The following is a 14,909-nucleotide window of genomic DNA, read 5'->3' as shown; positions in this document are numbered from 1 at the left end:
GCGCCGCTCAGCGCTTCGTCTTCTTCGCGGGCGCCGGAGGGGCGGCTGCCGGCACCACCAGCTTGGTGCGGCCCTCCACCACCTTGCCGCCGTCCTTGAAGTCCACGCGGTAGCGCAGCGAGTACTCGCCAGGGGCGGGCAGCTGCGAGCGCAGCGCCTGGGAGGTGGTGGTGCCCGCGAGCACCGGGAAGGCCTCCGTGGGCTCCTGCTCGAGCACCACCTTGCCGCTGCCGTCCACGACCTGGAAGGACTGCACGGGACGCAGGTGGGTGTTGCCCTCGTTCTTGAGAGAGGGGGTGACCTCGAGCCCGCGCGCGGTGGCCTCGGCGCGCAGCCCCGTGAGGCTGCCCTTCAGCGTGAAGGGCGGCACCATCACGTAGAAGATGGCGGCGAGCCGGAAGTGGAACATCAGCTGCTTGGTGTTGGTGCGCTGCTTCAAGTCCGCGGGGCGCTCCTCCACGAAGAGCACCGCGGTGTAGTCGCCGGGCGCCGCGTCCTTGGGCACCGAGATGGTCACGCGCACCGGGTGCGTCTGGCCGGGGGCCACCGAGAGCTCCGCGGGGCTGTAGAGCATCCAGGGCGTCGCGGAGCGCGGCGTGGTGCCCGGCTTGTCGAAGCTCATGTCTCCCGTGGCGCTGAGCGCCCAGTCGCCGAGCGACGCGCGCAGGCGCAGGGGCGTGGTGCCGCTGCCCGACGAGATGACGTTCACCACCACCGTCTGCTCGTCGCCCGGGGCGATGGGCAGCTCGAAGCGCGAGGGCGCGAGGGCGAGCTCGTTGGGGCGGGGCGCCGCGGTCTCCGCAGGGGCGGGGGCCGGCGCCTGGGCGAGCGCGGGGACAGTGAACAGGAGGGCGAGGAGCGAGAGGGCGGGGCGGGTCATGAAGGGAAGCTGCGGCTCAGAGGCAGGGCCAGTTGGTGCCCGACGCCGAGATGCGGAAGGTGAGGGTCACCGTGGAGGTGCCCGGAGCGAAGAACTGGGGGACGAGGGCGAAGACGGCGTCGAAGCGCCAGCCGTTGTCCGTGGTGCGGGGGTTGATGTTGCCCGTGCTCAGCTGCGGCCCCTGCATGATGACCGCGGTGGTGCCCACGGTGGCAAGCGAGGAGGGGAAGCTGGCCCGCCCAGCACCCGAGCTCACCGTGAACGCAGGATCATTGGCGAAGGGCGCCATGATGCGGTGGCTGGCGAGCGCGCACTTCTTGGCGCGCCCCATCTGCTGCAGGTTCTGGATGCCGAAGCCCACGTCGCTCAGCTGCGGCGAGTCCAGGGTGGTGCCGGTACCTCCCGAAGACACATCGACTTCGAGCTGGTACGCGGCGTCGCTGCGGATGGCGATGGGGACCACGACCTTGATGATGCTGTTGCGGTTGACCGGGGAGAGCTCACCCAGGTCCACCGTGACGCTCAGGTCCGCAAGGAGGCTGGGATCGCCGACCACGACCCGCCCGCCGAGGCTGCCCGTGATGGTGGGCTGGCCCGCGCTGCCGATGTCGTAGTCCCTCGAGGGCGCAGCCAAAGCCCCGGCCGCGCAGAGCACCAGGAACACGCCGCATGCGAGCGCGCCAGTCCGGGAGCTGCGGGAGGGCGCTGCCATACGGGACTCCGCCCGCTCAGGGCGTGGTGATGGTGTACGTGACGGTGGTGGTGAAGGAGCCAGGCGTGAAGAATTGTGGCTTGATCGCGAAGTAGGTGTCCACCAACAGGCCGCCCACGTTCGCGGCCGGCACCACCTGCATGATGCGCGGGCCGGTCATCACGGCCTTCGAGGTCGTGTAGTTGGACAGCGACTTGGCGGTCACGAAGTCCCAGCGGGGCGTGCCGGTGTTCGCGTCCGGGTCCAACGAGGGGTCGCCCTTGACGGCGGCGACGATGGTGTCCGTGCCGGCATTCACGCCCGAGTCCGTGCGCCGCACGTTGTCCACGCCGAAGCCGACGTCCGTGGGCTGGATGGCCAGCGGGTCCACGTTGCTGAAGCCCGTGGTGCTCACCGACAGCGTGTACGCGACGTTCGAGCGCAGCCGCAGCGGCACGGTGGCCTTGACCATCGGGTTCGTGTTGACCGGCGAGACGTCGCCGAAGTCGATGGTCATGCCCGTGAGCACGTCGCCCTTGTTCTTGACGACGGAGACGGTGCCGCCCGTGGTGACGCTCGCAGGCCCGCCGGCAGCGATGTCCACGTAGCCCGAGACGCGGGCGTTGAGTGTCACGCTGCCGGAGTCAGTGGCCTGCGACTGTGCCGCGGCGAGGCCCGGGAGCCCCAGCGCCAGGCTGCTCAGAAGGACTGCGATGTACTGCCTGAAGAGCCTGGGCATGGGGAGTTCCGGGAGAGGGGACTGCGACTACGGGTTGGAGGCGAGGGTGAAGTTCACCACGGCGACGAAGTCGCTCGTCGTCGGCTCGAAGAACTGGGGCAGGATCGAGTACCGGGTGGTGACCGTGATGTAGTTGTTGTCGGACTTCACGTTGCCGCCCTTGGAGATGCGGCCACCCTGCGCGACGTCGACCGCCGCCGCCTGCAGGTCCTGCAGGGTGTGGGTGAAGGCCACCTCGCCCGTGGAGACGTCAGCACTGGACGGATCGTACTTGTAGGTGGTCGCGTCCGTGGTGTGGTCCGTCGTGGTGTCCACCAGGTTGGCGCTGGTGTTGCCGACGTCGGTGATGCCGAAGCCGATGTCGTCGAGGCCGAGCGCATTGGCGCCGCTCGCGCCGCCATCGCTGGTGACCGAGGCGACGGCCTGCAGGACGTAGGGGGTGTTGGAGCGCAGGCGCATCACGACGTCCTCGGTCTTCAGCGAGGTGGCCGCGGTGGTCGCCGCCACGTCCTTGAAGTCGATCGTGTGGTCCAGCTTGCCGTTGGCGGGGCCGCCGGTGACGCCCGAGGTCATGCTGTCGAAGCTCAGCGACACGCTGCTCGAGACGTGCGCGTTGATGGTCACCTTGCCGGTGTCCGAGGAGGCGGGGGCCGCCATCGCGCTGGAAGCAAAGCCAAACACCAGAACCGCGGCAATCAGATTGTTCTTCATGGGGGAGGAAACTCCAACTTGATACATCGAAACTTGTTATCGCCGAGCTCCGCGCGCGATGCCGACCCACTCGCCGCGATCCGCCTGTCAGCGTCCAGGCAAGGCGCATAATTGCATCGAGTGAGGCGAAGTCAAATCGGGGTACCGCCGACCCGTGCGATTTTTCAGGCGCATGTAGCACCTGCTCCCTGATGCGCCCACAGAGGCACGGTCGGGGGCATTTGATACATGTTGTCGCATGTAGCAGCTGTTTCATGCCTGCTTGCAGACCAGGCAGGCATGAAACTTTGACCGCCTCCGAAACAGGGTAAGAACCCCCTCGTGGGCTCGAAGACCTTCCTCCTCCTCGTCGTGAGCGTGCTGTGCGCGGCCTCCCCGGTGCGCGCGCAGCAGGCCACGGACACCCTCGACCTCGAGCGCCTCGAGCTCAACCCCTCCGGCATCGGCTCGCTGGTGGTGGGCGCCGGCGAGCTGATGCCCGCGGGCTCCTTCCGCTCGACCATCCTCTCCCACTACGAATACAGCCCGCTCACGCTCCACGTGGACGGGCAGGACGTGGGCGAGGTGGTGCGCGAGCGGCTCACGCTGCACCTGCTGCGGCAGTACTCGCTCGGCCAGCGCGTGGAGTTCGCGCTGCAGCTGCCCATCGTCGTGTACCAGGACGGAGACAACCTGCAGCAGTTCGGCCTGCCGCGGCTCTCCAGCGGCGGCCTGGGCAGCCCCATCCTCAGCGCGCGCCTCGCGCTGCTGCGCAGCGTGGACGGCGCGCCGCTGGACCTCGCGCTGCAGGCGGCGAGCGCGCTGCCCTTCGGCAACGCAGGGGCCTACGCGCGCGAGCGCGGCTTCACCTTCTCGCCGCGCCTGCTCGCGAGCCGCCGCTTCTCCCTGCCGCGCCTTCCCGCCTTCCTCGCCTCGGCGGAGGTCGGCGCGACGCTGCGGCCGCCGGCCTCGCTCGGCGACGTCTCCATCCACCACCAGCTGCAGGCCAACGTCGGGCTCGCCACCACCGAGGGCGCGCTGCGCGGCGAGGTGGCGCTGCGCTACGGCCACTTCCTGCAGGGCGGCCCGAGCATCTTCGAGGTGCTCGCGGGCCCGCGCTACGCGCTCGCGGAGAACATCGAGCTGGTGGGGCTCGGCTCGCTGGGCACGGGGAGTGCGCCGGGCACGCCCGACTTCCGCATCCTCTTCGGCGTGAGCTTCACGGAGGGCACGAAGGTGGTGGGCTTCACGCCGCCGCCGCCCAGGGCCGCCGCTCCGGCCACCGCGCCTGCGGCTGCCAGTGCAGCCGCGGCCGCGCCTGCCGAGGCACCCAAGCCCACGCGCGTCGCGGGCCGGGTGCTGGATGCGCAGACGGGCAAGCCGCTCGCCGGGGCGCTGGTCACGGTGGAGGGGCAGGACCTGCCGCCGGTGGCCTCGGCCGCGGGGACGGGCCGCTTCCTCACCTACGACCTGCCCGCGGGGCTCGCCACGCTGCAGGTCTCGCACGAGGGCTACGAGCCGCTCTCGCAGCAGCTCACGCTGGTGGCCGGCCAGACGGCGGAGTTCGAGCTCCAGCTGAAGCCCGCGGTGAAGCTCTCCGCGCTGCTGGTCAGCGCCAGCGCGGGCGGCAAGCCGGTGGCGGCGACCGTGACGCTCAAGGGCCCGAAGGAGGACTCGGTGTCGCTGCCGGCGGCCGCTCGCGGCCCCTCGAAGCTCGAGGTCCCCGCAGGCCAGTACACGGTCAGCGTCACCGCCGAGGGCTTCCTCGCGCAGACGCGCGACGTGCAGGTCTCCGAGGGCGGTGAGCTGAAGGTCGCCTTCGAGCTCGTCCCCGAGCCTGCCAAGAGCCTGGTGGTGGTGAAGGAGAACCGCATCCAGATCCTCCAGCAGGTGCACTTCGCCACCGGCAAGGCCACGCTGCTCGCGGACAGCTACCCGCTGCTGGACCAGGTGGTGAGCGCGATCGTGAAGAACGACATCAAGCGCATCCGCATCGAGGGCCACACGGACAACCGCGGCAACGCGCTGACCAACCTGCGCCTGTCCCAGACCCGCGCCCAGTCGGTGGCGGACTACCTGGTGCGCGCCGGCATCGACGCGAGCCGCATCGAGGTCAACGGCTACGGCGGCGCGCGCCCCATCGCCCCCAACCTCACCTCGACTGGGCGCGAGCTGAACCGCCGCGTCGAGTTCGTGATTCTGGAGCGCTAGCGGAATAGCGCTGCACGGCCTGCGTTCGCAGGCCCCGTCTTCCCCGTTGCACCCGCAGGGAGCTCCCCGATGCTGCACTCTCGTTGGCTGGCCGCAGGAGCGCTGCTCCTGCTCGGCACGGCCGCCCCCGCCCAGACCCCGTCCGCTGCGCAGGCTGCGCACCCCGGCGGAGAGATCCAGACGCGCACGCTGAAGAACGGCCTCAAGGTCATCGTGTGGCCGGACCACGACATCCCCAACGTGGCGCTCTACAACTGGTTCCACGTGGGCAGCCGCAACGAGGCGCCGGGCATCACCGGCCTCAGCCACTTCTTCGAGCACATGATGTTCAACGGCGCGAAGAAGTACGGCCCCGGCGAGTTCGACCGGGTGCTGGAGGCGGCCGGCGGCAGCAACAACGCGTTCACGAGCGAGAACGTGACCGTGTACCAGGACTGGTTCCCGCGCACGGCGCTCGCCACGGTGTTCGACCTCGAGGCGGACCGCATCGGGCACCTGGCCATCGACCCGAAGATCGTGGAGAGCGAGCGCGGCGTCGTCTACTCGGAGCGCCGCTCGGGCGTGGACAACGACAACACCGGCCTGCTGCTCGAGCAGGTGCAGGCCACCGCCTACCTCGCGCACCCCTACCAGTTCCCCGTGGTGGGCTGGCCCAGCGACATCGAGCGCTGGACGCAGAAGGACCTGGAGCGCTACTTCCGCACCTACTACGCGCCCAACAACGCCACCCTCATCCTCAGCGGTGACCTGACGCCGGCGGAGGTGTTCGCGCTCGCGGAGAAGTACCTCGGCCCCATCCCGCGCCAGCCCGCCCCCGAGCCCGTGCGCACGGTGGAGCCGCCGCAGCTGGGCGAGCGCCGGCTCGTGGTGCACAAGGCCGCGCAGAGCCCGCTGTTGCAGATGGCCTTCCACAGCCTCTCGGGCAAGGACCCGGACCTCGAGGCGCTGCAGGTGCTCTTGAGCATCCTCACCGACGGCGACTCGAGCCGCCTGCACCGCGCGCTGGTGGAGGAGGCGCGCGTGGCCATCCAGGTGCGCGGGCTCTACGACCCCGGCTTCGACCCCTCGCTCACCCTGCTGCTGGTGGACCTGCCCCCGGGCGGCGACCTCGCGAAGACCGAGTCGCTGCTCAGCGCGCAGCTCGCGCGCGTGGCGAAGGAGGGCGTGACGGACGCAGAGCTGCGCAAGGCGAAGAACATCGCCGTGGCGGACTTCTGGCGCTCGCTGGAGACCATCAACGGCCGCGCCGCGGCGCTGGGCCGCGCCGAGGTCTTCCAGGGCGACTACCGCAAGCTCTTCGACACGCCCAAGCGCTACGAGGCCGTCACCCGCGAGCAGGTGCGCAAGGTGGCCGCGCGCCTCTTCGACCCCAACAACCGCACCGTGGGCACGCTGGTGCCCACCGACGACACCGCGACCCAGCAGGAGGCCGCACGATGAGCGCGCGCATCGCATTTCTTCTCGTGGCGCTGAGCCTCTCGGCTCCGGCCCTCGCCGCACCGACCCCGGCCCCGGCTCCGGCCGCCGCCGCGAAGTCCCCCGTGAAAGGCAGCGTCACGCTGCCCGAGCCCACGCGGGTGCAGCTGAAGAACGGCGCGCTGCTGCTGCTGGTGGAGCGCCACGAGGTGCCGCTCGTCGCCTTCAGCGCGCGGCTGCGCGGCGGCGCGCTGGGAGACCCCGAGGGCAAGGAGGGGCTCGCGTCGCTCACCGCGGAGCTGCTGCAGAAGGGCGCGGGCGCCCGCAACGCCGCGCAGTTCGCCGACGCGGTGGACGGCGCGGGCGCGCACCTGGACGTGGACGCCGGGCGCGAGGCGCTGCTGGTGGACGGCCAGTTCATGGCGCGCGACACCGGGCTGATGGTGGAGCTGCTCAGCGACCTGCTCCTGCGCCCGCGCTTCGAGGCGGCGGAGCTGGAGAAGACGCGCGCGCGCATGGTGTCCGAGCTCGCGGCGGTGAAGGACGGAGACCTGCGCGGGCTGGTGGGCACCTACTTCGATGCCTTCCACTTCGCAGGCCACCCCTACGCGCGGCCCGCCACGGGCAGCGAGGAGAGCCTGTCCAGGCTCACCCGCGAGGACGTGCTCGCGTACGCGCGCACGCAGCTGGGCGCGGACCGGCTCATCCTCAGCGTGGTGGGTGACTTCGACGCGAAGCAGCTCGCGGCGCAGCTGGAGCGCGCGCTGGGCGGCTGGGGCAAGGCCGCGGCGCCTGCGCCGGTGGCGCCGCCCTCACCGCACCCGCAGGGCCGGCGCGTGCTGCTGGTGGACAAGCCGGACGCGACCCAGACCTACTTCTGGCTGGGCAACACGGGCATCAGCCGCACGGACCCGGAGCGCGTGGACGTGCAGGTGGGCAACACGGTGTTCGGTGGCCGCTTCACCTCGCTCATCAACACCGCGCTGCGCATCAAGAGCGGCCTGAGCTACGGGGCCAACTCCGTGGTGATGCGCGAGACGCAGGCGGGCCCGATGGCCATCGCCAGCTACACGAAGACGGAGAGCACGGGGCAGGCGCTGGACCTGGCGCTGGAGACCCTGCGCAGCTACCGCGCGAACGGCATGGACGCGGCGACGCTGGCCTCGGCGAAGACCTACGTGCTGGGGCAGTTCCCCACCACGCTGGAGACGAGCCCGCAGCAGGCGGCGAAGCTCGCGGAGCTCGCCTTCTACGGCCTGGACGCGAGCGACGTGAACGGCTTCGCGGCGCAGGTGCAGGCGGCGGACCGCGCGCACGTGAAGCAGGTGATGCAGCGCGTGCTGCCCACCCCCGAGGACTACACGCTGGTGCTCATCGGCAAGGCGAGCGCCATCCGCGAGGTGGCGAAGAAGTACGGCCCGGTGACGGAGATGAAGCTGAGCGACAAGCGCTTCAGCCCCGGCCCCGTGGCCCCGGCGCGCTGAGCCCTCCCCCGGGGTGAGGCAGGAGCCTCACCCCGCGCTCGCGCCGTGCTCCACGCCTGGCTCGTGGTGCGTCTCGCGCACCACCTCCACGGAGCAGGGCGCGTGGCGCACCACGCTCTGGGCCACGCTGCCCATGAGGAAGGCGCGCAGGCCGGTGCGCCCGTGCGAGCCCATCAGGATGAGGTCCGCCTCCCAGCGGCGGGCCTCCTCGCAGATCTCCACGCGCGGGTCGCCGAGCCGCACCACCGTCTCCACGTCGAAGCCGCGGGTGCGCAGCGCCTCGGCCACGGGGACGAGCGCGGCGTGCGCGTTCTGCTCGAGCTGCCGGTACACGCTCTCCAGCCCGTCGCCCATCAGCCCCGCCTCGGGCACCAGCGGGGTGTCCGGCGCGTAGAGGTACTGCACCACCGAGATGAGCCGCACGGTGGTGGGCATGGGCCAGGGTCGGGCGTCCAGGGCGTGCACCGCCGCGCTCGAGGGGGCGGAACCATCGATGGCCAACAGGATCCGCATGGCGGCCTCCTTCGGGCGGCCGAAGACCACGGCGACGCAGCCTGCCCGCACTGCGAACATAGTGACGGCCCGCCCGCTCCGCGCGCCCCCCGCCTGCCTGGCTGCTCGAGGCTGCTGCGCGGCCGGTATTCCCCCGCGGGCCACGCCTGGCTGGAGCAGGCGCATCGGGCCGGCAGGTCGCAGGCTGCGCCTTGCCACGCCTCAGGGGGGAGCCGAGGTTTGAGGTCATCCGCTCCACTGCCCGGCGCATGCGCAGTCCCGCCCGCGCGCCGCAGTGCAGCGTTCGACGCACGGTCAGCCAACCCGCAGTCAGGAGGACGCTCATGCCCTACAAGCGCAACCAGGAGGCGCCGGGAGCCGGCAACTCGAAGCTCTCGGAGGAGGCGCGCAAGGAGATCTTCGGCCGCTCGGAGCTGGAGTCGGACCCGGACGGCAACGCGGCGAGCCGCGAGGGCCGCTCGGTGCACTCCAGCGACGCGTCGCCCTCGGGGGACTCGGGCGCGTCGGGCCACGGCGGCGCGAACCGCAGCAGCACCTGACCCCGCCCTGAAGCCCCACCCGCCCGTGCCCCGGCGGACACCCGGGCTGCACTGGCGGGTGGATGGGCCTGTGCGCAGGCCCATGCCCACCCTTCGAGCCTGACGGGGGCCGTGCCCCTGTCTGGTGGGCGGGGAGGGGGGCGGGGCACGTGAATTTCTTCGAGCCGAACGAGGAGCAGCGCGCGCTGTGCGAGTCGGTGCGCCAGTTCGGGCGCACCCTCAACGAGGGGCTCGCGCAGCGCGATGCCGAGGGGCGCTTCGACCGCGAGGCCTGGCGGCGCTGCGCCGAGTTCGGCATCCCGGGCCTCCCGCTGCCGCGCGAGTACGGCGGCAGCGGCGCGGACCTGATGACCACGCTGCTCGCGATGATGGCGCTGGGCCACGGCTGCCGCGACAACGGGCTCGTCTTCTCCCTCAACGCCCAGATGTGGGCCTTCCAGCTGCCAGTGCTCAAGTTCGGCACCGAGGCGCAGCGGCAGCGCTACCTGCCGCCGCTCGCGAGCGGAGAGCGCATCGGGGCGCATGCCGTCACCGAGCCCTCACACGGCTCGGACGCCATGGGCATGCGCACGCGCGCCCGGCGCGAGGGCGACTGCTATGTCCTCGACGGCACCAAGACCTTCATCACCAACGGCCCCGTCGCGGACGTGCTGCTGGTGTTCGCCACGGTGAACCCGGCGCTCAAGAGCCTCGGGGTCACCGGCTTCCTCGTGGACCGCGAGACGCCCGGGCTCACGCTGAGCCGCCCCATCCCCAAGATGGGCATCCGCACCTCGCCCATGGGCGAGGTGGTGCTCGAGGGCTGCCGGGTGCCGGTGAGCGCGCGGCTGGGCCCGGAGGGCGCGGGCGGCAGCATCTTCAACGCGGCGATGGCCTGGGAGCGCACCTGCATCTTCGCCGCGCACCTGGGCGCGATGGAGCGGCTGCTCGACGACTGCGTGGCGTACGCGAAGGGGCGCGAGCAGTTCGGACAGCCCATCTCGCGCCACCCGGAGATCGCCGACAAGCTGGTGGACATGAAGGTGGCGCTCGAGGCGGGGCGGCTCCTGCTCTACCGCGCCGCGGCCGCACGCGACGCCGGCAAGGACGCCATCCTGGAAGCGGCCATGGCCAAGCTCTTCGTGTCCGAAGCGCACGTGCGCCAGGCGCTCGCGGCCATCCAGCTCCACGGCGGCTACGGCTTCACCACCGAGTACGGGGTGGAGCGGGAGCTGCGCGACGCCGTGCCGGGGACCCTCTACTCGGGTACCTCGGAGATGCAGCGCAAGATCATCGCTCGCCTGATGGGGTTGTCATGAAACGAGGCTCTCTCTTCGACCTGGTGTGCGAGGGCGCCGCGCGCGTTCCCCGCAGCAAGCCCGCGCTGCTCACCGCCACGGGCTCCCTGAGCTACGGCGCGCTGCTGGACGGAGCGCGCGGCATCGCGGCCACCCTGCGCGAGGCGGGCGTGCCGCCGGGCGCGCGCGTGGGGCTGTGCCTGGAGAAGGGGCCGGGCGCGGTGCAGGCGCTCCTGGGCGCGCTCGCCGCGGGCTGCGCCTACGTGCCCCTGGACCCGCGCTCGCCGCCCGCGCGCTGCGCCGCCATCGCGCGCAACTGCGAGCTCGCGGCGCTGGTGGTGGACGTGCCTCACCTGCAGCACCTGCCCACGCTGCTCGAGGGGCTCAGCCCCCGCATCGTGCTGGTGGACGGCGCCGAGCCCAGCCAGCTCGCGCTCGCGCGCGAGAACCCCTTCCTGCCCCCGCTGCTGCCGCTGCAGGCGGCCGCGCAGCACCCGCCCGCGGCGCTGCCCGAGCTTCGCCCCGAGCAGGTGGCCTACCTGCTCTACACCTCGGGCAGCACCGGCACGCCCAAGGGCGTGGTGCACACGCACGGCTCGGGCATCGCCTTCACGCGCTGGGTGCAGCGCACGTTCCGGACCGGCCCGCAGGACGTGTTCAGCAGCCACGCGCCGCTGCACTTCGACCTCTCCATCTCGGACCTCTTCGCCGCGCTGGGCTCGGGCGCGAGCGTGCGCCTCTTCAGCTCGGTGGAGGCGATGCTGCCGCCGCACCTGGTGCGCACGGTGCGGCAGCTGGGCATCACCGTCTGGTACTCGGTGCCCAGCGTGCTCACCCAGATGATGGAGGCAGGCGGGCTCGAGCAGGGAGGGCTGCCCAGCGTGCGCGTCCTGCTCTTCGCGGGCGAGGTGTTCCCCACGCCGCAGCTGCGCAGGCTGCGGCGCGCAGTGCCCCACGCCCAGCTGTGGAACCTCTTCGGTCCCACGGAGACCAACGTGTGCACCGCGTACCAGGTGCCCGAGGAGCTGCCGCCCGGGGATGCGCCCATCCCCATTGGCCACACCTGCACGGGGCTCGAGAGCTTCGTGCTGGACGACGAGGGGCGGGAGATCCGCGACGACCGCGAGGGCACCCTGTGGGTGCGCGGGCCGCACCTGATGCAGGGCTACTGGGCGGACCCCGCGCGCACGCACGCCACGCTGCAGCCGGACCCGCGCGGGGTGCCCGGCCTCGCCTACTGCACGGGGGACCGGGTGCGGCGCGAGCCGGACGGGGCCTTCCGCTTCCACGGCCGGCGCGACCACCAGGTGAAGACGCGCGGCTTCCGCGTGGAGCTGGGGGAGATCGAGGCCGCGCTCGCCGCGCACCCCGAGGTGCTCGAGGCGGTGGCGGTGCCGCTGCCGGACCCGCAGCTGGGCAACCGCATCGTGGCCTCGGTGCTCCTGCGCACCGGAGGCCAGGTGGAGCCGCAGGCCCTGCGCGCCTTCTGCGCGGAGCGGCTGCCCGCGTACATGGTGCCCGAGCGCATCGCGGTACACGGAGAGCTGCCGCGCACCTCCACGAGCAAGGCGGACCGCACGGCGTTGAAGAAGGCGTGGGAAACGGGGGCAGGGGCATGAGCATCGAGAGTGACTTGCAGCGCTACATCTCCAGCGAGCTGGTGCTGGAGCGGGGACGCAACCAGCTGGTGCAGGCGCAGGAGCCGCTGCTGTCGTCGGGACGGGTGGACTCGCTGGGGCTCTTGCAGCTGCTGGACTACGTGGAGCAGCAGTACGGGGTGAGCCTGCTCGCCTTCGGGGAGCCGCAGTCCTTCGACACGGTGGAGGGCATCGCACAGGCCATCCGGGCGATGCGCGGGGTGCCCGGTGAGGCCTGAGGCTCCCTCGTCACCCACGCCCCGCCTCTCGGCCCGCGCGCGCTTTCACGCGGACCTCAGCCGCTACCTCGGCGCGCGCGCGCCGGGCACCCGGCTGCAGCGGCTCGGCGTGCTGCTGCGCACCGAGCCCCTGTGGGCGCTGGCCACCTTCCGCTTCGGGCAGTACCTGCACGAGGAGGCGAGCCGGCCGGTGCGCCTGCTGTGCAAGCTGCCCTTTGCGCTCGCGCACCGCGCGGTGTCCTGGGGCCTGGGCATCCACCTCTACCCGCAGACGCAGGTGGGGCCGGGCCTCTACATCGGGCACTGGGGCGGCATCTGGGTCTCGCCCCACGCGCGCATCGGCGCGCACTGCAACGTGAACCACGCGGTCACCATCGGCTGCGCGGGCGAGGGGGAGCGCGGCCCCGAGCTCGCGGACCGGGTGTGGGTGGGCCCCAGCGCCACCATCACCGGCCCGGTGAAGGTGGGCGAGGGCGCGGTCATCGGCGCCAACTCGCTCGTGGTGGCGAACGTGCCGCCCCAGGCAGTGGTGGTGGGCGTGCCGGCGCGGGCCGTGAGCTACACGGGCTCGGCGCGCCTGCTCGAGCCGCGCACGCCGGGAGCCAGCGTCGCGCAGGCGGCGGCCGCCGTGGCGCCCGAGACCGCGGCGCGCGTGCAGGTGGGGCCGGGGCCGGGGCCGAACCGCGCCGTGGTGCGCCCCGAGGCACCGGAGGACCCGCTGCGTCCCGCGGAGCCCTCGGCCTCACCCGCGGTGACGAGCGCTCCCACCGTGGAGCTCGAGCCGCCGCGGCCCGGCTGAGGGCGCGCAGGGCCCGCCCGCGGCTGCGCCCACGCGGCCGCGGGCGGGTGCAGTGCGTCGCGAACGTGGAGGGCGCCCCCGCTGCCCGGTGCAGGGCGGGGGCGCGGCCTCCCGCCTCAGGGCGTGACGGGCAGGCGCAGCGGCTCGTCGAGCACCTGCTGCACCGCGAAGCGCTCGGCGAGCTCGCGGCAGAGCGCGAGGTGGCGCGCCTCCTCGTCGCGGCGCTGGCGCAGCGCGCGCTGGGCTTCCATGTCGTGGGCCTCGTCCGCGAGCGCCACCAGGAGGTCCCACCCCGCGTGGTCCACCAGCTCCGCGGCGAGCAGCGCGTGCAGCAGGTGGGGCAGGGGCGCGTGCCCCTCGAGGATGACGTGGGCGAGCCCGCGCGTCTCCTCGCGCGAGAGCTCGGCGCGCGCGCTGTGCGGGTGGCTGCCCGCGCCCAGCGCCTCGAGCTGCGCCTGCAGCCACGTCACGTGCTCGCGCTCCTCGTCGCGCTGGCGCCGCAGCAGCGTGGCGAGCGCGCGCACCTCGGGCTCCGGCGCCTCCTCCACGTGCTCCAGCAGCGCTTCGTACAGCCGCACGCCGCCGCGCTCGAAGGCGAGGCGCTCGGCGAGGTAGTCCACCACGCGCTCCGGGTGCTTCTCGATGAGGCGCTTCATGCTGCGCTCCCGCGTCCGTGCAGCGTCAGTGCGTCGTCAGTGCGTCGTCAGTGCGTCGTCAGTGCATCCATGGCTCGGCCTCGGCGGGCTCGAAGAAGATGAGCGTCTTGCCCTGGGGCTCGGCCTCGATGTCCAGGCAGCCGAGCTCGCCGTCGTCGCTCTCCTCCGCGTACACGCGCGTGGGCGCGCCGATCCAGTGGGTGAGCTCCTCGTCGTCGCGGCCCACCTGCACGCAGATGGCGCCGGCCTCCGAGCCGCGCGCCTCCCAGCGGATGTCGCGCAGCGGCATCTGCTCGGCGAAGTGCTGCGCGCCGAGCCCCTCGCTCTCCAGCTCGATGCGCACCCGGTGGCCGTGCTCGTGGCGGCTGAGGCCGGCGAGGTATGCCGCCCAGCCCTCGCGGGGAATCTCTCGTGTCCGTTGCATGGGACCTCCGGTGCGCCTGCGCGTTCGCTCGAAGGTATAGGCCCCGTCCTCCGGAGCAGCCATGTCCCCGGGGTCGCCCCGAAACGTCCCGCTGCGCCCGTTGCTGCGCCGCCGCGCGGGCAGGCGCCCGGCCGCCGCGCCGGCCCTGCCGCGAGCGCGGGGCGGGGCGCACCTTGAAGCTGTCCTCCTGCAACGCCCGGCGAGGTCCTCCGTGCCCCCTGCTCCCCCTGCGCAGCGCCCCGTGCAGCACATCCTCGTCGGCATCGACGGCTCGGAGAGCTCGCGGCGCGCCGCGCGCTTCGCCTTCGCGCTCGCGGAGCCGCTCGGCGCGAGGCTCACCCTGCTGCTGGTGCTCGAGCCGCCGCGGGTGCTCAGCTTCGGGCCGCTCGATGGCTTCGCCGTGGCGGGCAACCCCATGGACCCCGCGCACCTCGCGGCGGCGCGCGCGCTGCTGCAGGAGGTGGGCGCGGGCGTGCCGCCGGAGCGCGTGGCGCACGTGGTGGAGGTGGGCGAGCCCGCGGACACCCTGTGCGCCCAGGCCGAAGCCCTGGGCGCGGACCTGGTGGTGGTGGGCGCGCGCGGGCAGGCCGCCGCGGGGCGCTGGCTGCTGGGCTCGGTGAGCGACCGCGTGGTGCACCACGCCCGCAGGCCCGTCACCGTGGTGCACTAGCTCGCCTCCACTGCGGGCAGGAGTGCACACCCCGCAGCCGCCTG

General features: G+C 72.6%; 16 protein-coding genes. 9 read left to right on the top strand and 7 right to left on the bottom strand.

Annotation, left to right across the window (positions count from 1 at the left end; all coding sequences use genetic code 11):
- Nucleotides 1-7: 7 nt before the first annotated feature.
- Genes FGE12_RS12160 through FGE12_RS12145 form a run of 4 tightly spaced genes read right to left on the bottom strand, consistent with a single transcriptional unit; the run spans nt 8 to nt 3,021 of the window.
- Complete coding sequence (locus tag FGE12_RS12160) at nt 8-880, bottom strand: hypothetical protein (protein WP_153866590.1); 873 nt, start codon at nt 878-880, stop codon at nt 8-10.
- A gap of 16 nt (nt 881-896) precedes the next feature.
- Complete coding sequence (locus tag FGE12_RS12155) at nt 897-1,592, bottom strand: hypothetical protein (protein ID WP_153866589.1); 696 nt, start codon at nt 1,590-1,592, stop codon at nt 897-899.
- A gap of 16 nt (nt 1,593-1,608) precedes the next feature.
- A complete protein-coding gene (locus tag FGE12_RS12150) occupies nt 1,609-2,310 on the bottom strand; it encodes a hypothetical protein (protein ID WP_153866588.1) in 702 nt (233 codons plus the stop codon).
- Between the two features lie 27 nt (nt 2,311-2,337).
- On the bottom strand, nt 2,338-3,021 hold the full coding sequence (locus FGE12_RS12145) for a hypothetical protein (protein WP_153866587.1): 684 nt from the start codon (nt 3,019-3,021) through the stop codon (nt 2,338-2,340).
- A gap of 321 nt (nt 3,022-3,342) precedes the next feature.
- On the opposite strand from FGE12_RS12145, the gene FGE12_RS12140 reads away from it, so the two are divergent.
- The 3 genes from FGE12_RS12140 to FGE12_RS12130 all read left to right on the top strand — a co-directional run bounded on the left by FGE12_RS12140 (nt 3,343) and on the right by FGE12_RS12130 (nt 8,111).
- Complete coding sequence (locus FGE12_RS12140; RefSeq protein WP_153866586.1) at nt 3,343-5,211, top strand: OmpA family protein; 1,869 nt, start codon at nt 3,343-3,345, stop codon at nt 5,209-5,211.
- A gap of 69 nt (nt 5,212-5,280) precedes the next feature.
- Nucleotides 5,281-6,651, top strand: coding sequence for a pitrilysin family protein (locus FGE12_RS12135; RefSeq protein WP_153866585.1), 1,371 nt, complete (start codon nt 5,281-5,283; stop codon nt 6,649-6,651).
- The gene (locus tag FGE12_RS12130; protein WP_153866584.1) at nt 6,648-8,111 is read left to right on the top strand and encodes a pitrilysin family protein; all 1,464 of its coding nucleotides are present in this window, start codon (nt 6,648-6,650) and stop codon (nt 8,109-8,111) included. The genes FGE12_RS12135 and FGE12_RS12130 overlap by 4 nt, the downstream gene beginning before the upstream one ends.
- A 27-nt stretch (nt 8,112-8,138) precedes the next feature.
- Here the strand turns inward: FGE12_RS12130 and FGE12_RS12125 are convergent, their stop codons facing one another.
- Complete coding sequence (locus FGE12_RS12125) at nt 8,139-8,624, bottom strand: universal stress protein (protein WP_153866583.1); 486 nt, start codon at nt 8,622-8,624, stop codon at nt 8,139-8,141.
- A gap of 323 nt (nt 8,625-8,947) precedes the next feature.
- On the opposite strand from FGE12_RS12125, the gene FGE12_RS12120 reads away from it, so the two are divergent.
- From FGE12_RS12120 to FGE12_RS12100, 5 genes are all read left to right on the top strand, one after another.
- Nucleotides 8,948-9,163 (top strand): hypothetical protein, encoded by a 216-nt coding sequence (locus tag FGE12_RS12120; RefSeq protein WP_153866582.1) that lies wholly within the window; start codon nt 8,948-8,950, stop codon nt 9,161-9,163.
- A 149-nt stretch (nt 9,164-9,312) separates the two neighbouring features.
- A complete protein-coding gene (locus FGE12_RS12115; RefSeq protein ID WP_370458967.1) occupies nt 9,313-10,461 on the top strand; it encodes an acyl-CoA dehydrogenase family protein in 1,149 nt (382 codons plus the stop codon).
- Nucleotides 10,458-12,059, top strand: a complete 1,602-nt coding sequence (locus FGE12_RS12110; protein WP_153866580.1) for an amino acid adenylation domain-containing protein — start codon at nt 10,458-10,460, stop codon at nt 12,057-12,059. The genes FGE12_RS12115 and FGE12_RS12110 overlap by 4 nt, the downstream gene beginning before the upstream one ends.
- Nucleotides 12,056-12,316, top strand: a complete 261-nt coding sequence (locus tag FGE12_RS12105) for an acyl carrier protein (protein WP_153866579.1) — start codon at nt 12,056-12,058, stop codon at nt 12,314-12,316. Before FGE12_RS12110 ends, FGE12_RS12105 begins: the two co-directional genes overlap by 4 nt.
- On the top strand, nt 12,306-13,115 hold the full coding sequence (locus FGE12_RS12100; protein WP_370458966.1) for a serine O-acetyltransferase: 810 nt from the start codon (nt 12,306-12,308) through the stop codon (nt 13,113-13,115). The genes FGE12_RS12105 and FGE12_RS12100 overlap by 11 nt, the downstream gene beginning before the upstream one ends.
- A gap of 116 nt (nt 13,116-13,231) precedes the next feature.
- Here FGE12_RS12100 and FGE12_RS12095 read toward each other — a convergent pair whose 3' ends face one another.
- Entirely contained in the window at nt 13,232-13,771 is a 540-nt protein-coding gene (locus tag FGE12_RS12095; RefSeq protein ID WP_153866578.1) for a hypothetical protein, read from the bottom strand.
- A 58-nt stretch (nt 13,772-13,829) separates the two neighbouring features.
- Complete coding sequence (locus FGE12_RS12090) at nt 13,830-14,195, bottom strand: DUF5335 family protein (protein ID WP_153866577.1); 366 nt, start codon at nt 14,193-14,195, stop codon at nt 13,830-13,832.
- A 211-nt stretch (nt 14,196-14,406) separates the two neighbouring features.
- Between FGE12_RS12090 and FGE12_RS12085 the strand changes: the two genes are divergently transcribed.
- Complete coding sequence (locus FGE12_RS12085; RefSeq protein ID WP_194797814.1) at nt 14,407-14,865, top strand: universal stress protein; 459 nt, start codon at nt 14,407-14,409, stop codon at nt 14,863-14,865.
- Nucleotides 14,866-14,909 lie beyond the last annotated feature (44 nt).

Source organism: Aggregicoccus sp. 17bor-14 (genome assembly GCF_009659535.1).
Classification (GTDB): domain Bacteria; phylum Myxococcota; class Myxococcia; order Myxococcales; family Myxococcaceae; genus Aggregicoccus.
Note: the sequence above shows the minus strand (reverse complement) of the source record. Positions and strands in the feature narration are given on the sequence as shown.

Bases quoted from the DNA above. Each gene is read 5' to 3' on its own strand.
- FGE12_RS12120 (WP_153866582.1), top strand. From the start codon at position 8,948: ATGCCCTACAAGCGCAACCAGGAGGCGCCGGGAGCCGGCAACTCGAAG.
- FGE12_RS12105 (WP_153866579.1), top strand. From the start codon at position 12,056: ATGAGCATCGAGAGTGACTTGCAGCGCTACATCTCCAGCGAGCTGGTG.
- FGE12_RS12145 (WP_153866587.1), bottom strand. From the start codon at position 3,021: ATGAAGAACAATCTGATTGCCGCGGTTCTGGTGTTTGGCTTTGCTTCC.
- FGE12_RS12130 (WP_153866584.1), top strand. From the start codon at position 6,648: ATGAGCGCGCGCATCGCATTTCTTCTCGTGGCGCTGAGCCTCTCGGCT.
- FGE12_RS12135 (WP_153866585.1), top strand. From the start codon at position 5,281: ATGCTGCACTCTCGTTGGCTGGCCGCAGGAGCGCTGCTCCTGCTCGGC.
- FGE12_RS12160 (WP_153866590.1), bottom strand. From the start codon at position 880: ATGACCCGCCCCGCCCTCTCGCTCCTCGCCCTCCTGTTCACTGTCCCC.
- FGE12_RS12155 (WP_153866589.1), bottom strand. From the start codon at position 1,592: ATGGCAGCGCCCTCCCGCAGCTCCCGGACTGGCGCGCTCGCATGCGGC.
- FGE12_RS12110 (WP_153866580.1), top strand. From the start codon at position 10,458: ATGAAACGAGGCTCTCTCTTCGACCTGGTGTGCGAGGGCGCCGCGCGC.
- FGE12_RS12090 (WP_153866577.1), bottom strand. From the start codon at position 14,195: ATGCAACGGACACGAGAGATTCCCCGCGAGGGCTGGGCGGCATACCTC.
- FGE12_RS12150 (WP_153866588.1), bottom strand. From the start codon at position 2,310: ATGCCCAGGCTCTTCAGGCAGTACATCGCAGTCCTTCTGAGCAGCCTG.
- FGE12_RS12125 (WP_153866583.1), bottom strand. From the start codon at position 8,624: ATGCGGATCCTGTTGGCCATCGATGGTTCCGCCCCCTCGAGCGCGGCG.
- FGE12_RS12095 (WP_153866578.1), bottom strand. From the start codon at position 13,771: ATGAAGCGCCTCATCGAGAAGCACCCGGAGCGCGTGGTGGACTACCTC.